The organism is Lysinibacillus sp. NPDC056220 (assembly GCF_049315265.1).
GTDB lineage: Bacteria > Bacillota > Bacilli > Bacillales_A > Planococcaceae > Lysinibacillus > Lysinibacillus pinottii.
The window spans coordinates 545,880-567,878 of record NZ_JBMOXD010000003.1; the positions used below are offsets into that span (position 1 = coordinate 545,880).

Sequence of the window (21,999 nt, forward strand, 5' to 3'; positions counted from 1 at the left end):
ATGCCTCCTACTGCAGCTTCCTGCGCATCTTACGTGAAAAGATGAAACCCGCTCCTATAAAGAAGACAAGTGCCATTACTTTCATGATAGGAATGATAAAAAGCTTACTGATGAGGAAAACAACGACTATATAATAGACCACCATTGCCAGTAAAAATAATGTTAGCTTATTCACGCGGCTCCCTACTTTCCTCTAATGCCGCCTCAATCGCGGCAAGCGCTTTTGGACCCATTCCATGTAAATGAGCTAAAGTGGAAAGCTCAATGTTTTCCAGCTGTTTCAATTGTGTATAGCCTGCTGCTTGTAATGCACGAATTGCAGGCTTGGCTACTCCCTTTGGCCATTCTGTCATGTTTGCACTTCCCTTCACGAAAAATCTTCTCTGCCCTATTATGCAAGTGACGTCAAAGAAATGCAAATAAGTCAAAAAGATAGAATTTGAAACAATGATAAGCAAGCAGTCATTAAATTAGTCAAACTATGAATACTCCAGCTTGTCACAATGGAACCTCCGCCAACTCGCTCATTCATCCATCCCATTACATAGCCTGCTAGTCCTGTAGATAGTACAACTAACAAGATGATTGGAAATGGTAATACCGTCCACAACAGAGCCCCATGAATACACCCAAAAACGAGGCTTTGTAGTAAATTTCCGACTTGGAAACCAAAGGATTTTGCCAGCCTTTTCAATAAAAAACCACGGAACAATAGCTCCTCTGATAAGCCGGTTTGAATCATAGCATATAGAAGAGCGGGTATGAGCCCCGCTAAGCCAAGGCCAGCAAATTGATTGGACGCTAATATGGAACCATCCATATAAAAAAAGACGAGAGCGAAATTAGGCATCACTACTATTACAATAGAAAGTATATAAAATATGGCATATTTCCCCTTATCGACAATAATAGGCCTATGCAACCCTAACCATTCAAGAAAGGGTTGTTCCTTTTTTGCTGAAAAACTCCACCAAACATACGGTATGACTGAAAATAACAACACTTGCACAATAGCATTAATCATATTTTCTCCCCCTATTCATTACGTTAAGTGTAGAAGAAAGAGCTATTAAATTCAATAATAATTTAATGATAATCATTAAATTATTAATCTTAAATATTAATTATTCATCGTTTCACTTTAATTATAATCGGGTGAGATTTCTTTGTTGTGCTTTGGTAAAATTTCATATATACTCAATTACAGATTATTAAGGTCTTTAATGTATGTAATAGTATTGGAGGTAATAACTATGAATATACATCTATTAGAGAAGGCTCGCATCTATGAACAAAGTACTCGTATCTCTGTACCAGCTTATGACACTTTATTCGCCATGACACAAGCCTATTTCCGAGCTCATTTAGGTGAGCAAGACTCATCCCTGCTAGTTGTAGGAGCTGGGGGCGGTAATGAGCTATCCGCATGGGGACCCTCTAATCCAAACTGGACTTTTACAGGTATTGACCCGTCTGAAGAGATGCTACAAATTGCTCAGTATAAGGCACAGCAATTATCTATAGAAAGCCGAGTTCAGCTTCTTCAAGGAACCATCGAAACCTTGCCCCCCTCTCCATTAACCTATGATGCTGCTAGCTGCATCCTTGTGCTGCATTTTATCGAAAATCGACAGCAAAAACTTAACTTATTACACAACATTCATGCGCAATTAAAGCCCGGGAAACCTTTTATCCTCGCATGTGCCTATGGAGATCGAAATAGTGACGAACTGCAAGATCGCATTAAAATCTGGCAAAGCTTCTTTTTAGACGCAGGATACAAAAAAGCTAAGGTCGAAGATATGGGGAAAGTCATTATGAATATCTCTTTCCTATCCGATCAAGACATGCAGGAATTACTGAAAGAGGCTGGATTTAAGCAGGTTACTCGCTTTTTCACTTCTGGTCTTTTTGCAGGCTGGATGAGTCATGCCTAACCGAAAGCCCCCGCCATTTAGCTCAATTGGCGGGGGCTTTCACCAGGTGATTAGTAGATTTCATACAAACAATGACTTTTAAAAACTATAGCGCCGCTTTTCACCAATACATACTGTAGTAATACACATGATCATCTGTGGTCATCCCTACTTTTTCATAGAGCTTTTGGGCATTAACATTGTCCTTTGCTGTTTCGAGCATCATGTAACGAGCGTTCTCCTGCTGGCAATAGATGTAGCATTGTTCGATTAATGCTTTGGCCACCCCTTTTTTTCTGGCATGCACTGCCACAAATAAATCATTTAAAATAAATGCCCTTTTCATAGCTACTGATGAAAAGGTAGGAAATAGCTGCGCAAAACCTACTGGTTCCCCATTCAAGTATGCGAGAAAAATAGTGGATTGCTCCTTTTCCACACGTTCTTGGATAAACTGTTAGGCTTGCTTTAAATCAGTCGGTTGTCCATAAAACTCACGATAAGCATTAAATAACGGGACCACATCCTAATTGTTGTCTGTGATACAGTACAAATATTCATATTCTACTCCCCATTTCAATTTATTGGTCATTCTAGTATGATGGTAGTAGATTATCTGACATTTCAAAAGAGACAGTTTCAAACATTTCAACATGTCGATGAGGTGCATTATGGACGATTTCATCTTTTTATTAACGGACAAAGAAGCCAAATATAAACAAATCTATCAGCAACTGAAAACCCTCATTATGGAAGGCACATTGGAAAAGAATGATACCCTGCCTTCTATTCGGAAGCTAGCAGAAACTTTGCAGGTGAGTCGCAATACGACATTAACGGCCTACGATCAGCTTGTAGCTGAGGGGTATATTCGAGGTGAAGGTCGGAAAGGGTACTTTGTGAATGCGTTGGAGCAAGTTTTCTTACAAGAGCAACCACAGCCTATTCAATCGAAGGCAATAAAGGATACTTCGGCATTACTTGTGAATTTCCTAGCTGGGGCTGTCGATCAACAACACTTTCCCATCAAGGCCTGGCGTCAAATCGCCAATCAGGTTTTACAGGAGCCAGCCTGTTATCAATATGGGGCACTGTTTGGAGAGCCTATACTAAAAGAACAGCTTGTCCAGTATTTACTACAGGCAAGAGGGCTCTATACCAATCATGAAAATATCATTATTGGAAGTAGTACACAGCAGATGCTTCTGTATCTTGCATTTTTACTGAAGGAAAATTTCCCTAGCATACTGCTGGAGGACCCAGGCTATGATGGGGCTCGGGAGGCATTTCAATTACATAACTTTGACATTGAGACCTTACCTGTGTTCGAAGCAGGTGCACAGCTTGATGTCTTAACAAATTGTCTTTCACGTCTCTTGTATGTCACACCTTCACACCATTTCCCCTATGGTGTCTCGATGAACATTCAACAACGGCAAGCACTGATACAATGGGCACAAAAAGTGAATGGCTATATTCTTGAGGATGATTATGATGGAGAATTTCGCTATACACAACAGCCATTCCCTGCCCTTGCCTCCATCGACCCATCTCGGGTAATTTATTTGGGTACATTCTCGAAATCCTTTTTACCAGGCATACGAATAAGCTATATGGTGTTACCTAATGCCCTCGTGCAGCCTTACAAAAGGAAATTTGCTCATTTTGAACAAAACGCATCCACCCTTCATCAACGCACCATGGCCCAATTTATGGCGCAAGGCGAATGGACACGCCATATTAAAAGAATGCGTCTAACCTATAAACAAAAAATGCATTGCCTTGTGCAGGAGCTACAACAACAATTCGGAGAGCAAATCACTATTTTAGGCGAACAATCGGGCCTCTATGTATTAGTGAAAATAAAGACTTCACTTTCTGAACAACAGCTCATCCAACAAGCAGAGTCCCACGGTGTAAGAATTTATCCAACCAGTCCGTTTTTTCTCCAGCAAGCAAGTATAGAACCGATGCTACAACTAGGCTTCAGTAAGTTATCAATGGAAGAAATTAAATTAGGCGTTCAACTACTAAAAAAAGCATGGTCACCCCTTCAAAATAACACCTTTTTCGTACAATGAGTTTCATAAAAAGGACCATCAAAAATATGATGGTCCAACTTCTTCTTTCATTTTATTGTTTTAAAACATTTCTAACAAACAGTTGCTTATTTTTGTGAGCGATTACACTGACTATCGCAAGTAATAGCCCCGAAATGACAAAAACCAGTCTAATTCCTACTAAATCTGCTATCACCCCCATAACAAGAGAGCCAATGCCGAAAATCCCAGTCCCGATAGCACCTAATGAAGTATAAACCGTTGATAACTGTTCTTTTGACACACTGGTTTGTATCACTGTTTGTTGAGGAATTTGTTTAATTTGTCCAAAAAGCCCTACACAAAGTGATAAAAGTAAGGAAATCATTGGAATGCTGTTTATGCTAAATAACATTGTAAATATGAAGCTTGCAAAGGAACCAACAAAAATATAAGCTCCTATTTTCTCTTCCACCACAGAAGAAAATTTAATACAATAGGCACTTCCTAAAATCAACCCTAAAAAGTTGGCTCCATTGATAAATCCCCACCATTTTTCATCAACGTTCAAAGCATCGCTGACAAACACATATAAAATAGCAGCTATCCAAACTGTTGCTGCAATAGTTTCTAAAAATTCTATCCAAGCAATCCTTTTTAAAACTGGCGTATTAGATAAAGTTTGCCAACCCTCTTTAATCTTTTCAAGTTTCCCCTTTATTTCGGTTGATGGATGATTGTTTACACTTTCTAGCAGACAAAGTAATACGCTTGCCGTGACAAATAAACATCCAACTAACCAAATCAGTTGTTGAGCGCTCATAATAATTAACAAGGAACTTCCTACGAACCACATACCTGCTTGGATGACCTGCGTAATCGTTTCCGAAATTCCATTAGCTTGAAGTAACTTTTCAGGTTTAACATAGTATGGAGTCAATGTCTGCCTGATTGGGTTAGCACATCCATCAAAAAAAGCAATCATTCCTATTATGAAAAAGATAAAATAATAATTAGCTGCTGATAAACCCATTACCATAAACCCTAGAATAAAGAGTAAAATCGTTTTTGCAATTTGTGACCCAGCTAGTAACCATTTAAGATTTAGTTTCTCCACCAAAAGAGGTGTCAGCAGACTAGATATAAACATAGAAGAGGCAATTGTAAATGGCACAAACGATGCTGCAATGGCAGAGCCTGTTAACAAAAAAATTGTACTTATAACACTGACTATATATAATACATCGCCTATATTAGCGAGTGACTGACCTAAAAGTAATAAAGAAAAATTTCTATTCAATTTCATTTTATATCCCCCGATATTTCAATCTGATTTTGACTAAATCGGGGAATATTAGATTGGACTATTCATTGAAATTTGACTCCTATCATCTAGCGGATAAATCTGGGGGATATCGATTTATCACAAGTTTTTTGATCTTCCATACATATTTAAATGAATTATAGCATTGTTTCTTTAACTATTACACATTCATAGTAAATTATTACCACATTTTAAGTTCATTCAATTGTTAGTTTAACAAGGCGAAATAGTTAAAGCATAGTAGATGAAATTTAATTTCTGACCATTCATTTCGAAACTCTCACTGCTAGTCGTTATTTTCTCAAAACCATTTTTCTCTAAAACTCTTTGAGAAGCTATGTTATTTGTTGTTGTTTCCGCCTTAATTTGTTTTATATCCTCATCAGCTATTGTTTCAATTAATTTTTGTAATGCTTGATTAGCAATTCCTTTTTCAGTATGTTCTTGCCCCACCCTATAACCGAGATGACCGATTTTATGAAATCTATCAATATCCACTAAATTTATTCTTCCTAGAATAGAACTATCTTCATTTTTAATTAAATAGAAATATGACCCTCCCTGAGCTTGTTCTTCAAGTAAAGCTTCGTGTCTTTTTTTAAAAATCTCAGGGTTATAGTATTCTTCTCCACGAGTAGGTACCATTTCTTCGAAAAATTTTCTGTTTTCAAGTTCAAATTTATACAAACTTTCGGCATCTGCCACTTGTAATCGTTCAATATATAGATCCATATAATAAAAACTCCATTCCAATAGGACTCTACCCTTTACTTGAAGTAAAATCCCCCTATTGGCAAATGCCTTTATTTTTTATCTCTTATTTCTTCCAGTATTTCGATGACACGATTGTTTTGTTTTTCAATGGTCTTCAACCTTTTTTCAATTAGGCTAGAAGAGAAAAACACAATGAGTACAATAGCTATTCCGACTATTAAATCCATTTCTATCCCCCTCACTATATCCATGAATGTCTATGTATTTAAAGGTACAACCTTGTTCAACTATGCAGTAACATTATGACAAATAAAAGCTGAACTATTGTGAGAAGTAGTTCAGCTCAATATGCTGTTTCATGTGCCTAGAAATAATCAATGAAGGTCGGTATGCCTACGGGTAATATGTCCTCCAGTAAGGCAATTTCCTCTTTACGTCCCTGTAACCGTTCGATTTTTTCTAAATAGCTTGGTCGTTTATAGCCTAGCAGCATCGTGGCCAAGGTTTGCACCGTTAAATGGACAGCATTTTCATTTAATGTCTCACTCACCTTTTGGACAGACAGCTTACCATCCACCATTTTGATGATGAAGGTACCATTATTCCAAGCTACAATCCGATCTGTTACGGCTAGCTGAAGTTCAAAGTCTTGACTGACAAATGGATAGCGTAATAAAAACTCTTTAACATCCACAATTCTCGCCATAAAATAAGGAGAGACCTTTTGAATAATCTCACTATCCTCTAATAGAAATGCTACGGCTTCATTACCTGTCGTTTTCCCATAGACATTATAAATCATGGAGCTATGGGCAGAGACAAAATTCCATAACCCTTTACGTGCTTCTTCCTGTAAATAGACGATTTCATCAATATAATAATTTTCCTCCATAATACGATAGAACATATAGCCCTGCGCCACATCTCCTTCATCGTAGTAGACGGCAGCCTGCAGGTTAACATCACTGTCAATGAATTTCTCTTCCCAGAAATCCTCCTGAAACTTCTCATTCCACGCAATGCTATTTCGCACCATTACCCCATGTGTTTTTTCGGCATATCGGGCGTAGATATCCACTACATCCTGATGCTTTGGATCGACACGTCGAATTTTCCCATTGAGTCCGGCATAATGCGGGAGCTGTGTATCCTTCACTTGGAACTCTACAATGTCACTCATAATTTCCCATCCCTTTTTTCGGTAATAGGGAATTGAATATGGAAATAAATAGGATATACATTGTCCCTCGTTGCGCATACTTTGTAGGCTTTCAATAATCAAGCTCTCCATCAAGCCATGGCCCGAATACTCTGGGTAGGTGCCAACTGCTGTAATCCCCCCCATTTCATAAATCTTCCCATGGACATTGACTTCAAAAGGCAAACTTAAAATTTGCGATACTAAATGCGAGCCATCAAACCATCCGATGGCATGTCCCTCATTAAATTGTCTACTTTTCGCATTCACAAAACGACGGTCCTTATGAATAGACATGGACATTTGAAAGACATAATTTAATAAGTCAATAGATTGTGCCATTTCATCCAATCGAATTTCTCGCATGACTAAGCCTTTTCGTTGATTCATGATTCCCTCTCCTCATCAAATAACTCACTAAAAATAGTTTGCGGTGCATCTAAAAACCGTTTGGTGACAATGTAATGAATGGAATCCTCATAACGGATTGTTTCAATTTCATCATTGTCAAAGCTATAAATCGTTGCATTAGGATAGCCCAGTAAAATCGGTGAATGTGTGGCAATAATAAATTGTGCCTCATGCTCTAGATCCTTCATAATTTTCAACAAACTTAATTGCCTTGTTGGAGACAATGCTGCCTCGGGCTCATCCAATAAATAAATCGCTTTACCCTTAAAACGATTCATAAATAGTGCCAGAAAGGATTCACCATGGGATTGGTGATGTAGAGATTTTCCACCAAAAGCGTTATATCTCCTTGGATCTTCTATCAAATCAATATGACTGGCAAATTGATAAAATGTTTCGGATCGAAGAAAAAAACCATTTGAAATTTTCGGCATCCACGACAAACGGATATACTCACCCAGTGAAGATTCTGCCTTATGTACTTCATACAGATTTTGGCGGCCACCACCTGCCGTATTAAAATCGCAACGATCTGCAATGGCTTCCAGTAAGGTTGATTTACCCGAGCCATTTTCCCCAACAAAGAAGGTCACATTAGTTGGAAACTCTAACTCCTGTAAATCCTGCAAGCTCGGGATATTAAAAGGATACATTTGTTTATTAGGAATCGTGTCCTGTAGCACTTTACATGATTTTAAATACATTTTATTTCCTCCTTCCTCTTATTATAACGAACAATGTCTCTACTGAAACGTTATCGCACTACCTCTTTGATAAAAAAGAATTAAGAATAGTCAATCACATCATAAAGTCATTATTTTTTCAATGAAAGTTCACAGCAGGAATAGTGCAAAATTGAGCGCTCGTAGTCCCACTCAACACCGCCATTATGTAAGAGATATTTCCCGAGAAATAAATAAGAAATATGTCGAAAGTTGCAATTTCATTCCGTAAAATTATGTCATATTTTTGATTTTTATAAAATTAAGTGGCAGCGTGATTCTCGGTATGGAATGAAATTTTTCAATTGCGAAGAGTGTAATTTCCCAGCAATATTCAACGGAGTTCTATGATTATACCCAAGATCATCAGCATTTTTGCAGGCCATGGTCCTTTATATGCTGTTTGAGTAACAAATTTTCTCCGTGCACCTATTCCATCTATAAAAGTTCTAGAAACTAGGCTCCCCTCATAAATTGAGTAACAATCAAATATTAGAAGGAGAAGAACAATGTTTGTCACTCATTATTATGAAAATAAAACGTCCGTATTAAGCCAATTGCTCGTCAAACTCCCTGCCATCGAAGAGGATATTCGTATTAAAGGACGAAAGGCAAAGGTAACTGAGGTGCTTCAAATTGACGACCACCATTATCATGTGAAGATTATTTTTGAGAAAGTTCCTAAAAAGCAGCCACTTAAAGATTTAGGTAAGAAAAAGAGATAATCTATAACGTTTATTTCCTCTAAATTCGGGAATAACCATAGTACTATTGCGAATTATTCTCACCCTATTATTTCTCCAAACAAATTTGTTGACATTTTAATTGATAACAATTATCATTATCAATAGATTATTTCTTTTCTCCAAATTGCTTATTTCAGAATCCCCCTCTTTTTTGAATAAGCATGTATCAAACGGATATTCTTACATCAGACTAAGAGTATCCGTTTTTATCTGTATATTGGAGGAATTTTACATAATAAAGGAGCTGTTTTGACATGGATTATCGTATTGAAAAAGACACTATGGGAGAAATCAAAGTACCTGCTGATAAAATTTGGGGTGCGCAAACACAGCGCAGTAAAGAAAATTTCCAAATTGGCACGGAACAAATGCCTATTGAGCTTGTGCAGGCGATGGCTATTTTAAAAAAAAGTGCTGCAATCGCGAACAATAAACTAGGCAAGCTTTCAGATCTTAAAGCGAATGTAATCGTTCAGGCAGCAGATGAAGTTTTAAATGGACAATGGGATGATCAATTCCCACTAGTTGTTTGGCAAACTGGCAGTGGTACACAATCAAACATGAACGTTAATGAGGTGATTGCACACCGCGCGAACCAACTTTTACAGGATGCTGGTGAGGCAGATCGCATTCATCCGAACGATGATGTCAATAAATCACAAAGCTCGAATGATACATTTCCAACTGCATTGCATATTGCGGCAGTTTTAAAAGTGGAAGATTATTTATTACCACGACTACGATTATTAAAATCAACTTTGGAAGACAAAGCCACTCAATTTAAAGATATTATTAAAATTGGTCGTACACATTTACAGGATGCCACACCTCTTACATTGGGTCAGGAAATTAGCGGCTGGGCAGCTATGCTAGAGAAATCCGAGCATATGATTATTCAAAATATAGACTATATGAAAGAGCTTGCGATTGGTGGAACAGCGGTTGGTACTGGGATCAATGCACATCCAGAATTTGGTGATCGTGTTGCGGCGGAAATCAGTGAGCTAACAGGCAAAACATTCGCCTCTGCTGCAAATAAATTCCATGCATTAACAAGCCATGATGAAGCCGTTGTTGCACATGGCGCTCTCAAAGCATTAGCAACTGATTTAATGAAAATTGCCAATGACGTTCGTTGGCTTGCAAGTGGGCCACGCTCAGGGATTGGTGAAATTACGATCCCAGAAAACGAGCCAGGCTCTTCCATTATGCCTGGTAAAGTAAATCCTACACAAAGTGAAGCGATGACAATGGTAGTCACACAAGTAGTAGGAAATGACGCGACGATTGCTTTCGCAGCATCTCAAGGGAATTTTGAACTAAACGTCTTTAAGCCCGTCATCATTTATAACTTCTTACAATCAACTCGCCTATTAGCAGATACAATGAAATCATTTAATGACCATTGTGCAATTGGCATTGAGCCGAATAAAGAAGTACTCGATCATAACTTACAAAACTCATTAATGCTTGTAACAGCATTAAATCCATATATCGGCTATGAAAGCGCAGCAAAAATTGCGAAAAAAGCTCACAAAGAAGGCACTACGTTAAAAGCAGCAGCTATTGCAAGTGGTCTGCTAACAGAAGAGCAGTTCGATGAATATGTTGACCCCGCTACAATGATTTACCCGAACGTAAAATAATGTAAGAATAAGTATTCACCTACCATTTGGCGAAAAACGGTAAAAGGATTGGGGTCATTTCCCCAATCCTTTTATGTTTCACGATTCTAGACTATGATTTTTCATATTGATTAGAGAATAAACATACGTATCATATGGCACATTATTTTGATGCATATATTTCTTTAATAAGCCTTCTTTTTCAAAGCCTACTTTTGTTAATAGCTTGTTGGAAGCATCATTTTCTGTGAAAACAATGGCTCCTATACGTAATAACTCCATCTCTTGAAAGCCAAATGAAATGACTCTGTTCAGCGCCTCTTGTGCATAGCCTTTTCCCCAACTGTCAGGGAAAAGGGCATAGCTTATCTCAGCTCTCTTATGCTCTGTTGACCATTCTTGAAATCCAATAGTACCTATTAGGCCTTCTCGCCCCTTCAGTTCTATCCCCCATTTAATGCCTTGTTGTTCCTCATAGTTTTTTGAAAAACGATTAATGATTTGTTTAACTTGCTCTAAACTAGTTAATGGATTTTGACCGTAATGACGTAATACGTCAGGGTTAGAAAAGCAATTTAAAATAGCTTGCGCGTCCTTTTCTGTAATTTCTCGTAACACTAATCGATCCGTATTTAAAGTAGGGAACATGTGGCCACCTCTTTCAAGTATGTTATATCTTCCATATTTTATATGAAAAGAGCGAAGATTGCTTTATTTATTTTTTAGTAAACACGATTGTTATTTAAGTTTAATTTTTTGAATGTCAGCAACAACTATAGATTCTGCCTCTATTTTCATATATTGATATGTAGATTTCTTCAAATAGCCTTCTTTGTTTAAATACTCTTTTAGGTCTGATTTTTTCTCAAATATTTTTTCGTTCACCCATTGCTCGTAATCCTGCTCATCATTCCCTTTCGTCATGGTCATCACATAGACTTTCGTCATACGCATCTCCCTCTCCCTTGGTTCATGCCACACTGATGCACCTCATAAAAAATACCCTGTCAGTGGACAGGGCGTCAGCAACGAAGCTGTTGATATCGTAAAAAAATAAGTACTGGTGGACGAACGTCTAAACTATTTATCGACATGACCATTTTGTCAATCCTTTTCCCTTGGAATGGCTGCATGATCATCGGCTTTAAACGACGGGTTGTCCGTTTCTTTTTGTTAGGCTTGCTACCGTAGTATGTTAATGGTAATAGCTGTCGCTTTGATTGTTTGATGTTGCGGTGGTGTTTTGGGTTCCATATACAATGTTGAGTAATACGCATCCGCAATGACAATCACATAAATAATCAAAAGTAATCGTTTTGTTCAATAGCTCAAAAATTTCAATTCTCCCTTTTCAAATCAAATCTGTCTCTACTAATTCATACGAACAGAGATGAAAAAGGTTTCAACTATTTGTAGGGAGACAAATTTGCCTCCCTTTCCCCCCTAAACTACTGCCACCATCATTTTCCCAACGATCGATATCCCAATGATCCTGATCTTTTTCTGTGCTTCTCGGAACGAATGCCAACTCCCTCACCCTTTTCAAACGTTCTTATCTAGTTTATGAAAGGATAAGGGTTTTCGTTCATCGTAAAATAGGCTTAATTTTAAAACCTAAGGCAATCGCCGCTCCGATACAACTGGATAGACAGCCCACGATCAAATAGATGCTTACTGTAGATTCACCAATCAGGACAGAGGCAATGCCGCCTATGACAGGAAATAAGGCGACCATATAGCCACTCTTCGCTCCTCCAATCCTTTCGACTAGCTTTAAATAAAATAGCCAGGCGAGAAACGAGGCGATTACCGTTAAATACAGCAATGCTGATAAATAGGTTATGGATGTTGGAATCATTATTTTTTGTCCTGCCATCCAGACAATTCCACACATGACCAAACTCCCAACGGCAAAGCCAATCGCATTGGCATAAACCGGGTCAATGTGGCGCTTCGCATTTCTGGCAGAGCTAGCATCACCGATTGCTGTCAGTAGTGTCCCTAAAAAAGCAATAAAAATCCCTTTGAAATCAGCTAACCCTGAAAAACTATGTAAAGTTGGGTAGATTAATACACCCACTCCTATGACGCCTAAAATACCACCAAGAAGTACACGGCGGTGCAAAGGTTCTTTCAAAAAAATTCGTAAAGCAATGGGCGTTAATATCACTTTTAATGAAAAAATTAACGTGACAATGGCTGCTGAACTGAGCATCGTTGCGTAATACAAACATAAATAACTGAATGCAAAATTACAAACACCAAAAACAATGATAAAGGGGACATCCTGCTTCTGTGGTTTGCCTTGTGGTTTCATCAACCAAGCAAGTATTAAAAATAATAGAGCTGTTATGACTAAACGATAGGTTAATGATAATTCTAAACTAACGGGGGTCCCCTGTATTTTTACGGCAATAAAATTAAGACCCCATACGATTAAACAAAATAGATACATAAAATTTGTCATACTGTAAATTCCTTCAACTTCCCTATGCCTTCCATCTGCCCATCAGGATAGTGTGATAGTATTGTCCATCAGAAAGGCGCTTATCATTTTTTAGCATACCTTCCACTTCAAAGCCACATTTTTGATAGAGCTGAACGGCCTTGTCATTAGATTCTAACACTTCTAGTGCCATTTTCTGAATACCATTTGCATCTGCCCAGTCGATAGATACTTGCAGCAGGGCTTTTCCAATGCCGTACCCCCAAAAATCCTTCCTAACGCCTACGCCAAAAATAACCTTATGGGCAAGCCTTATGAATGTAGAACCCTCACATCTTGAGTACCCTACAAGTTGATCATCAACGACCGCTACTAAGCATAGATTTTTGGGGCTTGCTAGGTCATTAGAGATGAGCTGCTCGAATCCTGCTCGGTCAATGAATCCCTCCCCTTGTGCTCGGTCAAAGTATTCCGTTTCACCATCTAATTGTAAACGTAGGTCTGACAAGGCTTGTGCATCATCCCATTCGGCACAGCGAACCGTGTAGGACCATTCTTTACAGGGATAGTCTCTCTTATTAATCCACATGCTGGAACCCCGCAACTGGTTGAATTCGCACAAATCGATTGTGCCAGATACATTCATGATGCTGAATAATTTGAGGTGCTTCAAGAATATCATTAGCTAATGTACTGTGGGCTTCCTTCACTAAAATATTGTGATGATAGCCATGACTGAAAGCACTACGAATGGTTGTATCAAGGCAAAACTCAGTTTGTGCACCAGCAAAAATTAATTGCTCAATATGCTGCTCCTGCAAGTATTCGGCAAGCTCAGTTCGATAAAAGGCATCCCATGTTGGTTTTTGAATTACCTTATCCTCCGCTTGTCGATGAAGACCGTGGTATAGCTCCCACCCAGGCTGACCATAAGCGAAATCCACATCCTCGGCGTCTGTATGCTGAATAAAAATAACAGGTGCCTCATTGTGGCGTGCCCATGCGATTAACGAATTAATATGCTTGATGATCGTTTCGTCATTCCATAGATTTTGTTCGTTATCTAAAAAGAAGGCTTCTTGTATATCGATAATGATAAGAGCTTGTTTCATAGGTTTCTCCTTTATTGGCGACTTTTTCTTAATTATTGTACTGAATTTTTCATGGGAAGAAAATACAAAAAAAAGAAGTACCTAGCGATTTGCTAGATACTTCATCCTCTTTATTTCATTAATTCTTTGACGAACTCTACAGATACATATGTTTTACCATTTTCTAATAAAGCAGGTGCTACGTCAAATTGGCGAAGCGCTTTATTGTAGCCATATTCTTTTTGGCCACGAGTAATTGTGTAGGAAACAGCACCTTTAGAAATGATGGCACCTTTAGGCGTTACTTCTACGTCAAAGCCAAGCTTTTCTACAATTAATCGTAAAGGAACCATTTTCGTCCCTTCTACCTCATAAAAATCTTTTTGCATAATCTCTTCAATGGCAGCGTGATCTGGTGTTGGTTCAGGCGTTGGCACTGGGTCCACCTCAACTGGCTCTTCCTTCTCAATAGTATCCAACACGATAACCTTTGAAGGTGGTGTTTGAGCAGGAATACTCATTGTTGCGATTGTGTAGAACACAACTAAGTGCTGTTCTTCTAAATCACTTGCTTTTAGTTTTTTTCCAGAAGCACTTTCAATTTTTGTGTCTTCTCCAACGTTTAATTTCAAGTAATTGTCCGTATCGATTAAGTTTTTATCGAAGTAATCGACTTCCACACTGCCCATATTATCTTTTTCTACAATAATAACCTCTGGGTTATATTGTGGTGGATAAATAGCAAGCATAGGCTTTTTCGCATAAGAGTAAGCTGACACCTTATCCCCTTTTTGAAGCTTCACTTCTTTTCCCATGTTGTCGAACACGAATGAATCTTTATCGACAACCACTATATTCGTCTGTTCACCTTCTACTACTGTATAGTAGGTTGCGTTCTCACGGACCTCTACATTTTCAACTTTCCCAGTTACTTTAATAAAAACTGGCTGAGCTTGTTGTTCAATAGTTTCTGAAACAGGTACTACAGTCTCAGCCTCGCTCGCTGATGCAGTTGGAACGCCCATCGCGCTCCCTACTAATAGTGCTGTCATAGCAAATGGTACGACTTTCGTCATTTTCATATAAAAAGCATCTCCTTTATTTCACGAATTCATAGAAGTAGTCGTGTTCATATGAAAAAGGTTACAATATGGCCAGATTTTTTTAAAAGCCGTTGGGCAGGTATCGCATTCCATACTTAAAATATAAATTTCAATCGGTTAAGGATCCGTTGTAAAAAATATTGATGTTCGCTTTGCTTTGTCCTTAAATCGCGGGCAACATCAGGATGATCGGTAATGACGCCGCTCACATTTTTCTCGATAAAGGTTTGTAAGGAACGGTCATCATTCAGCGTCCAAACAAATAAATCCATCGGGTTTTGCTTCAGCTCTTCAATAAGCTGCTCAGTTACCCATGACTCCTCTAAGGCAATGAAATCCACACTTTCTTCCATTGGGCCGATATTAAGTGCATAGACAATACCCACTCTTAAATTCGGCACTATTTTTTTTAATTGAGTCATTTTCTGCCCATCTACAGATTGCACATAATACGAATCCAGTACTTTGTATTTTCGTAGCTTTTCTACTAATTTGGGCAACACATCTTCCGTTTCCTTGCCATGTACCTTTAACTCAATTAGTAACGCGACGTCTAAAGCTTTAGCAATTTCGATACAGTCCTCTAAAGAAGCAATTTTATCGCTATAGCCATTTTGATGAATCGTTAATGTTTTTAATTCACGTAAGGTCATATTAGCAATGACTCCATTTTTCCCTGCCAATCGCCTCAAAGTACGATCATGGAATACAACAAATTCGCCATCCACTGTTTGCTGAATATCAATTTCAATGAGGTCTGCTCCGGCATTTGCTGCGCTCACTAGCCCGCTAATCGTATTTTCCACATTGCCCGCCACATAGCCTCGATGGGCAATAATTTTAGTATCGGGTGCATAGACGCTTTTCTCTAACGAATTAATATTCATCATACTTAAGACAACAAAAACAACAAGGCTAATGAGCAGTAAAGGTTTATAGCGTCGTTTTCTTTGTTTAGCAGACCTGTTGATTTTCCCTAGGATAGGTGTATTGTAGGTGATGGCAACCATAACTTGTGAAAACATGGCCTGTAATAAACTAAAGAGCACCACAAACACCATTTCTAGAAAGGCGAGCGTTACCCCTGCTGTTATCAATGCGGCACTTGGTAATAAGCGCTCCATAAAATAAAGTGGAAGTGTGCTAATTACTGTTATACTGAGCATGACGAATAGATGACCTGTTAAAAGCATAACCAATAGGGCTAAAAGCTCCAATAAACCTTTTTTGGAAAATCGCCAGCTTTGCTTGAAAGAACGTAAAATAGAAATCTTTGGCTGGATTGTAAAGATAGGTAACGTTAAAATACTCCGAATACCGATCATTACTAAAATACTTGCCACTGCTGCATATGCTAATCTACCAGTTCGACTACTCATGATTTCTTCTGTTAAAAAATGTGGAAGTGAGATGGATTGGGTTAAGGTGAGTGGTAGCATAAAAGAAGCAAGTGGCATTAATAGAGCAAGATAGACGATTAAAAATAGGACTTGGACACTAAAAAAATAAACAACCTTCCGATTTAGCTGCTGCCATAAAGAAAAAAATCGATAGCGCATTCCTCTTTGTTGATGAAAGGCCATTAAAAATAGAAAGCCCATTTCATAATAAACAAATAATAAGAACAACAAGATTAATAGACAAATCATCATTATGACAAAAGGATGTGCCATAAAGCTTTGCCAATTTTGCTCGGTTATATGTGTATATCCTGTTACTCGTAGCATGAGCTTTAACAGCATAGTACTTACAGGGATCATTAATAAAAACTGAAAGACTCTAATTAATGCGAAAACCTGTACATAGTCTAATCGATAAATATAAATATTATTAACAGCCTGTCGCATTACTTGTCCTGCCTTGTGCACATAATCACCCCTGTTACAGTTAAAATCGCTCTCTTCTAACGTATGTTTTGACCGCCATGACACAGTACTCAAAGCAATAAAATAGCAATTTGTTCAAGTATCCTATGCAACTTGTAGAAAAAATATTTGTGTATTTATCGTGACGTTCTCCATTTTCTTGAAACTTTTCTCGAAGCCATCCTGTATATAACTAGATACCCTGTAGAGAAAGGAGCGCAAACATGAAATTCGACATTGGCGATATGATTAGTACAACGGTTCTTTTAGGCCTGTTTTTAGCAATCTTTTTCGGGATGATTCGTATGATCAAAAAAATGAAAGCAACGATTCCTGTGCCTCCTCCACCAACCATGCAACAGCAAGTAGAGGACTTAACAAAACGTGTGACAACCTTAGAACAACAAATACATCATATTGTAAATAGAAAATAGCTTCAAAAAAATCGCTGCAAGGTTACCCTTCGCAGCGATTTTCATATACAATCTTCCCATCTACCACGGTACAAAATACGTCAATTTGAGGTAGTTGCTCTATATCCACAGTGAAAATATCCTCTTTTAAAATCGTAAAATCAGCTGAATAGCCTGCTGCGATTTTACCACGAGTGTGCTGCTGACCAATTATTTCAGCCGCTCCTCCTGTATACAAATGGACTGCTTCAAAACGAGAAATTTTCTCCTTAGGATTGTAGCCATCATGTTTTTCTCCCACATTGCACCTTGTGACAGCCGCATAGATTCCCATTAATGGATTCGGTACTTCAATCGGTGCGTCACTACCACCAGCAACTACAAGCCCATGGTCAAGAAGTGACTTTAAAGGGTGTAAACCTTGAACGCGCTCCTCACCAAGCTTCGATAGCTCAGCGTCATATTCTCCCTGAACAAATTGCGGCTGCATATCGATAGCAACAGGCAATTTAGCTAATTTAGTTAAAATGTCATCATCGACCAAGCTACAATGGATCACACGATCAAGCTGACCGGCCTGTGGTGGATATGCCGCAAAAATATCTACAATCAGTTCGATGGCTAAATCACCGATTGCATGGACAGCGACAGTTTGTCCAGATTGACGAGCCAACTGAACATACTTCGTTAATTGCTCTGTCGTATGTATAAGCATTCCTGTATTATGTGGGTCATCGCTGTATGGTTGACGTAGCGCTGCGGTTCTTCCTCCAAAGGCCCCATCAATAAAGATTTTCATAGCACCAAACTCCAAGAAAGGCGAGGATGTAGTATCCAATTTTTCGACCTCCTCAAAAACCGTATGATGCTGCAATAAATGAACCTTGAATGAATGCTGTGATTCCACTATTTTACGGTAAGCTTGAATGGGTTGGTTTGGCGGCCCGTAATAGCTTAAATCCTCCGAATGACCACCCACTAAACCATATGCTTGTAATGAGGCCACAGCTTTTACCAAGGCATCCTCAATATACGCAGGTGTAATATGGGGCATATGATTAACCACTAAATATAATGCCGCATCCTTTAATACGCCCGTGAGCTGACCATCTATTTTTTCAATGATTCCCCCCTCTGGTGAAGGCGTAGCATTGGTAATCCCTGCAAATGCAAGTGCCTTAGAATTAGCTAAAATTAAATGGTGACAGCTACGTTTTATGATTAAATAAGCTTCACCAAGCGCATCCAGCTCCGCTAAAGTAGGAAAAATGGGCTCTTCAAATTGGTTTTCATTTAATCCAATCGCTATGACCCATTCATTGGACGATGCCTTGGACATACGTTCTTGAAGCTTTGCTAGTAACGCCTCTTTACTCGTTATCGCCGATACATCAATATGCTTCAGTTTTTCCCCGTAACCAATAATATGTAAATGACTATCCACAAAACCTGGATACATCACATTGCCTTGTAAATGTCGAGTAGAAGTAGCTAGTGGCGACAAGCTCTCTACAGAGCCTGTCGCCACAATTTTCCCATCTTCTTCAAGGACTGCTTCTACTGTTTCATCAACCTGAGCCATCGTGTAAATCTTTCCACCTGTCCATAATGTTGCCAAAACAATTCCCCCTATGTCCTACGCTATTGCTTCAATTAAATGTGCTCTTTCTAAGCGGCGACGGACAATGACACCTATCCATGCTGCAAGCACCGCTTTAACGATTCCTACTACGATAAATGGTGCCACACCGCCCATAAAGGCAGCTGTCCACGTATAGTCTGCTACAATTTTTAACCAAACTGTACCAAATGATAAGGTAATAATCATCCCTATGATATTTGCAATAATCGCTTGGGTAAATGAAATACCAAATTTATCTAAGTATAAGCCCATAATAATTGCTGTGGCAAGGAATCCTACAATATATCCCCCTGTCGGCCCAACCAAAATTCCTAGTCCCCCAGACATCCCACTAAACACAGGTAAACCAGCTGCCCCTAACAACATATATAAAAGAACAGATAATGTCCCTAATCTTGTCCCTAAAATAGTGACGACGATGCCAACTGCTAAAGTTTGTCCTGTAATTGGAATTAGAGGTAGTGGAATAGTCACCTGTGCCAAAACAGTAATAATCGCTGCCCCAAATGCCGCTAACACATATTGATATGTACTTCCTTTTTTCAATGTAAAAAGCCTCCCTTTGCTATACGTTAACTAATAATAAAAATAAGTTAACACAAAGATAATGCAAATGAAAACGGTTGTCAATGTATTTTAGTATAAAAAAGAAATTGCTAGATGAACTTCGCAATTTCCCCTTCGATATGATGATTACCATAAAGGTTCATTCATAGAATCCTTATCTTGTAGCTTAAATACATATGGTACGATTTGATAAAGAAAAATAATCACCCCTACTAGGAAGAAAATAAAACCGATGTAGTAATTATGGAACACATGTTGCAACAAAATGATTAGTGGTATTGGCATAGAAAGCATCCCCCCTAATTGCATAGATTTTTTCGTGCGATACTGTTTTTGGCCACAATGAGGACACACAATTTCTCCATTTTTGCGATACAATTTGCGCGCGCCTTTTGCAGACCAGCTCTCCCCGCATTCAATACAAATAGGAAGACCGTATCCTTTTTTTATTAATACACGCTTGACAATAAAAGCGGCACCGACAAAAAAGCCCAACAACAACATTCCTCGCACATAATCCGAATTGAATAGTGACCACCAACTCCAGGCATCCGACTGAATAGTTGCTGCTTGGTGACCTGTGGAATGCTGTTCCTTTTGCTCTGTTAAAAGATAACTAAAACCAATGACCAATACCGTAAAGGTTGCCAGTACGATACGATACGTCCATTGATGACCTACTTGATGTTTTTCCTTTCGTCGAGCCTTTTCTGCGATTAGTTGTTTACGTTTCTGAGAGAATTTCACATCTTGTAGTTCCTTTAATAGCCCTTCTTTAAATTGATTCATGACGTAGCACCTCCCAATCAAAGTCTCCCATTGCTGTTGCCAGCTGTTTACGCGCTCGTTGTAACCTTGTACGAATTGTTGCTTCTGGACATCGTACAAGCTGTGCAATTTCCACAGTTGTCATCTCCTCAAAATAATACAAAACTAAAACCTCGCGATAGGCTACTGATAACGTAAATAACGCCTCTGTCAGCTCTTTTTTAACAGACTTCTCGAGCATTTCTATCTCCGGCGTTATTGCCGTTGTACGACTCATAATCTTTTCAAATAATGTCAGTCGTTTACTTTTCCAGCTCCGTAAATAATCATGGCTCCGGTTTACTGTCATTTTTACTAAATATGTACGCAATGATGCTTGCTGGCGAAATTGTTCCTGCTTTTGATAAAAGGCGATGAACACATCCTGCACAATATCTTCCGCTGTCGCTTTATTTTTCACGTATAAATAGGCGACCTTTAGTAAGTAATCCCCATGCTCCTCGATTACTTGTTCAATATCCATCATTGCTCTCACCTACTTTCTATACTACTGACGGACGCCATTGCTAAAGCGATTCATTTTTTCTAAAAAAAATAAAAAAATCCGCAATAGCTACTCCAAGTCATTGCGGATTTTTTGAATTCATCTATTAAATACCCATTTCTCGCATCATGGTTGCAACTTTTGCCATTCTATCATCCAAATCAATACCCTTGAATCGTGGTAAACGCAATTCACTGATAATAGAACCATCACTCATAAAGAGAATACGCTCGGTTCGTGCAGCAATTTTCGGATCATGTGTCACAAGCATAACCGTTGTACCTTCTTGATTGATGGAGGCTAGAATATCCATAATTTCCTGGGCAGTCGTTGAATTTAATGCGCCCGTTGGTTCATCACCAAAAATCATCGATGGACTACTAATTAAAGCACGACAAATGCCTGCCCGCTGAAGCTGGCCACCTGAAACTTGCGTAATATCACGCGTTGCTAAGTCCTCAATCCCTACTTTTTTCATGATGCTCTGTGCTTTTTCCGTTAAAGCTACGATATTCTTTCGCTGATCACGTACTGCTGGTAACAATATATTATCAAGGATATTTAAACTTTTAAGAAAGGTTGGCTGCTGAAACACAAAACCCATCCTCGTTCGACGAAGTTCAGCTAGCTCCTTGTCATGGAGTGTTGTTACATCGACTCCATCAAAAGAAACCAGTCCTTGATCAATGCTGTCCATCCCACTAAGAGCGTATAGTAAGGTTGATTTACCGCAACCAGAAGGGCCCATAATTGAAACGAACTCGCCTTCATATACATCAATAGATATAGACTTTAAAACCTCATGTCGTTCAGTTCCGACCTGAAATGACTTGGCTATTTGTTCACCACTCAAAAGCTTTTTCAT

Annotated in this window: 26 protein-coding genes; 5 read left to right on the forward strand and 21 right to left on the reverse strand. The window is 38.6% G+C overall.

Features of this window, described 5'->3' with window-relative positions:
- Positions 1-7 precede the first annotated feature (7 nt).
- The 3 genes from ACOZBY_RS12945 to ACOZBY_RS12955 form a co-directional block, all read right to left on the reverse strand.
- Positions 8-175 (reverse strand): hypothetical protein, encoded by a 168-nt coding sequence (locus tag ACOZBY_RS12945; protein WP_008175876.1) that lies wholly within the window; start codon positions 173-175, stop codon positions 8-10.
- The gene (locus ACOZBY_RS12950; protein ID WP_422762446.1) at positions 168-353 is read right to left on the reverse strand and encodes a hypothetical protein; all 186 of its coding nucleotides are present in this window, start codon (positions 351-353) and stop codon (positions 168-170) included. The genes ACOZBY_RS12945 and ACOZBY_RS12950 overlap by 8 nt, the downstream gene beginning before the upstream one ends.
- Before the next feature lie 71 nt (positions 354-424).
- On the reverse strand, positions 425-1,024 hold the full coding sequence (locus ACOZBY_RS12955; protein ID WP_422762447.1) for a CPBP family intramembrane glutamic endopeptidase: 600 nt from the start codon (positions 1,022-1,024) through the stop codon (positions 425-427).
- A 229-nt stretch (positions 1,025-1,253) separates the two neighbouring features.
- On the opposite strand from ACOZBY_RS12955, the gene ACOZBY_RS12960 reads away from it, so the two are divergent.
- Positions 1,254-1,937, forward strand: a complete 684-nt coding sequence (locus ACOZBY_RS12960) for a class I SAM-dependent methyltransferase (protein WP_036166311.1) — start codon at positions 1,254-1,256, stop codon at positions 1,935-1,937.
- A gap of 100 nt (positions 1,938-2,037) precedes the next feature.
- Here ACOZBY_RS12960 and ACOZBY_RS12965 read toward each other — a convergent pair whose 3' ends face one another.
- On the reverse strand, positions 2,038-2,355 hold the full coding sequence (locus ACOZBY_RS12965) for a GNAT family N-acetyltransferase (RefSeq protein ID WP_422762448.1): 318 nt from the start codon (positions 2,353-2,355) through the stop codon (positions 2,038-2,040).
- 232 nt (positions 2,356-2,587) lie between these two features.
- On the opposite strand from ACOZBY_RS12965, the gene ACOZBY_RS12970 reads away from it, so the two are divergent.
- Complete coding sequence (locus ACOZBY_RS12970; RefSeq protein ID WP_422762449.1) at positions 2,588-3,997, forward strand: PLP-dependent aminotransferase family protein; 1,410 nt, start codon at positions 2,588-2,590, stop codon at positions 3,995-3,997.
- A gap of 52 nt (positions 3,998-4,049) precedes the next feature.
- Here ACOZBY_RS12970 and ACOZBY_RS12975 read toward each other — a convergent pair whose 3' ends face one another.
- The 5 genes from ACOZBY_RS12975 to ACOZBY_RS12995 all read right to left on the reverse strand — a co-directional run bounded on the left by ACOZBY_RS12975 (position 4,050) and on the right by ACOZBY_RS12995 (position 8,306).
- On the reverse strand, positions 4,050-5,261 hold the full coding sequence (locus tag ACOZBY_RS12975) for an MFS transporter (RefSeq protein WP_036166320.1): 1,212 nt from the start codon (positions 5,259-5,261) through the stop codon (positions 4,050-4,052).
- A gap of 231 nt (positions 5,262-5,492) precedes the next feature.
- Positions 5,493-6,011 carry a GNAT family N-acetyltransferase gene (locus ACOZBY_RS12980; RefSeq protein WP_422762450.1) on the reverse strand — a complete coding sequence of 173 codons (519 nt, stop codon included), beginning with the start codon at positions 6,009-6,011 and terminating at the stop codon, positions 5,493-5,495.
- A 71-nt stretch (positions 6,012-6,082) separates the two neighbouring features.
- Complete coding sequence (locus ACOZBY_RS12985; RefSeq protein ID WP_422762451.1) at positions 6,083-6,220, reverse strand: hypothetical protein; 138 nt, start codon at positions 6,218-6,220, stop codon at positions 6,083-6,085.
- 137 nt (positions 6,221-6,357) lie between these two features.
- Positions 6,358-7,581 carry a GNAT family N-acetyltransferase gene (locus tag ACOZBY_RS12990; protein ID WP_031419764.1) on the reverse strand — a complete coding sequence of 408 codons (1,224 nt, stop codon included), beginning with the start codon at positions 7,579-7,581 and terminating at the stop codon, positions 6,358-6,360.
- Complete coding sequence (locus ACOZBY_RS12995) at positions 7,578-8,306, reverse strand: AAA family ATPase (protein WP_012294040.1); 729 nt, start codon at positions 8,304-8,306, stop codon at positions 7,578-7,580. The genes ACOZBY_RS12990 and ACOZBY_RS12995 overlap by 4 nt, the downstream gene beginning before the upstream one ends.
- A 527-nt stretch (positions 8,307-8,833) precedes the next feature.
- On the opposite strand from ACOZBY_RS12995, the gene ACOZBY_RS13000 reads away from it, so the two are divergent.
- Positions 8,834-9,049, forward strand: a complete 216-nt coding sequence (locus tag ACOZBY_RS13000) for a hypothetical protein (protein ID WP_012294039.1) — start codon at positions 8,834-8,836, stop codon at positions 9,047-9,049.
- Between the two features lie 275 nt (positions 9,050-9,324).
- Positions 9,325-10,716 (forward strand): class II fumarate hydratase, encoded by a 1,392-nt coding sequence (fumC, locus tag ACOZBY_RS13005; RefSeq protein ID WP_012294038.1) that lies wholly within the window; start codon positions 9,325-9,327, stop codon positions 10,714-10,716.
- A 78-nt stretch (positions 10,717-10,794) separates the two neighbouring features.
- Here the strand turns inward: fumC and ACOZBY_RS13010 are convergent, their stop codons facing one another.
- From ACOZBY_RS13010 to ACOZBY_RS13040, 7 genes are all read right to left on the reverse strand, one after another.
- The gene (locus ACOZBY_RS13010; protein ID WP_422762452.1) at positions 10,795-11,343 is read right to left on the reverse strand and encodes a GNAT family N-acetyltransferase; all 549 of its coding nucleotides are present in this window, start codon (positions 11,341-11,343) and stop codon (positions 10,795-10,797) included.
- A gap of 90 nt (positions 11,344-11,433) precedes the next feature.
- Positions 11,434-11,643, reverse strand: coding sequence for a hypothetical protein (locus ACOZBY_RS13015; protein ID WP_031419762.1), 210 nt, complete (start codon positions 11,641-11,643; stop codon positions 11,434-11,436).
- 637 nt (positions 11,644-12,280) lie between these two features.
- Positions 12,281-13,162: a DMT family transporter gene (locus ACOZBY_RS13020; protein ID WP_036166330.1), complete on the reverse strand. Its 882-nt coding sequence runs from the start codon at positions 13,160-13,162 to the stop codon at positions 12,281-12,283.
- A 22-nt stretch (positions 13,163-13,184) separates the two neighbouring features.
- Positions 13,185-13,730 carry a GNAT family N-acetyltransferase gene (locus ACOZBY_RS13025; RefSeq protein WP_012294030.1) on the reverse strand — a complete coding sequence of 182 codons (546 nt, stop codon included), beginning with the start codon at positions 13,728-13,730 and terminating at the stop codon, positions 13,185-13,187.
- Entirely contained in the window at positions 13,720-14,253 is a 534-nt protein-coding gene (locus ACOZBY_RS13030) for a cysteine hydrolase family protein (RefSeq protein ID WP_012294029.1), read from the reverse strand. Before ACOZBY_RS13030 ends, ACOZBY_RS13025 begins: the two co-directional genes overlap by 11 nt.
- A 110-nt stretch (positions 14,254-14,363) precedes the next feature.
- Positions 14,364-15,314 (reverse strand): stalk domain-containing protein, encoded by a 951-nt coding sequence (locus tag ACOZBY_RS13035; protein ID WP_031419759.1) that lies wholly within the window; start codon positions 15,312-15,314, stop codon positions 14,364-14,366.
- 116 nt (positions 15,315-15,430) lie between these two features.
- Positions 15,431-17,203 carry a glycerophosphoryl diester phosphodiesterase membrane domain-containing protein gene (locus ACOZBY_RS13040; RefSeq protein WP_031419757.1) on the reverse strand — a complete coding sequence of 591 codons (1,773 nt, stop codon included), beginning with the start codon at positions 17,201-17,203 and terminating at the stop codon, positions 15,431-15,433.
- 221 nt (positions 17,204-17,424) lie between these two features.
- On the opposite strand from ACOZBY_RS13040, the gene ACOZBY_RS13045 reads away from it, so the two are divergent.
- The gene (locus ACOZBY_RS13045) at positions 17,425-17,634 is read left to right on the forward strand and encodes a hypothetical protein (RefSeq protein WP_012294026.1); all 210 of its coding nucleotides are present in this window, start codon (positions 17,425-17,427) and stop codon (positions 17,632-17,634) included.
- 22 nt (positions 17,635-17,656) lie between these two features.
- On the opposite strand, the gene ACOZBY_RS13050 is transcribed toward ACOZBY_RS13045, so the two are convergent.
- From ACOZBY_RS13050 to ACOZBY_RS13070, 5 genes are all read right to left on the reverse strand, one after another.
- The gene (locus ACOZBY_RS13050; RefSeq protein WP_197224982.1) at positions 17,657-19,231 is read right to left on the reverse strand and encodes an amidohydrolase; all 1,575 of its coding nucleotides are present in this window, start codon (positions 19,229-19,231) and stop codon (positions 17,657-17,659) included.
- A gap of 18 nt (positions 19,232-19,249) precedes the next feature.
- Positions 19,250-19,801 (reverse strand): biotin transporter BioY, encoded by a 552-nt coding sequence (locus ACOZBY_RS13055; protein WP_422762453.1) that lies wholly within the window; start codon positions 19,799-19,801, stop codon positions 19,250-19,252.
- A gap of 147 nt (positions 19,802-19,948) precedes the next feature.
- Positions 19,949-20,611: a TIGR04104 family putative zinc finger protein gene (locus ACOZBY_RS13060; protein ID WP_031419754.1), complete on the reverse strand. Its 663-nt coding sequence runs from the start codon at positions 20,609-20,611 to the stop codon at positions 19,949-19,951.
- On the reverse strand, positions 20,598-21,116 hold the full coding sequence (locus ACOZBY_RS13065) for a sigma-70 family RNA polymerase sigma factor (protein ID WP_422762454.1): 519 nt from the start codon (positions 21,114-21,116) through the stop codon (positions 20,598-20,600). The genes ACOZBY_RS13060 and ACOZBY_RS13065 overlap by 14 nt, the downstream gene beginning before the upstream one ends.
- Positions 21,117-21,240: 124 nt before the next feature.
- Complete coding sequence (locus ACOZBY_RS13070) at positions 21,241-21,999, reverse strand: ABC transporter ATP-binding protein (RefSeq protein ID WP_036161355.1); 759 nt, start codon at positions 21,997-21,999, stop codon at positions 21,241-21,243.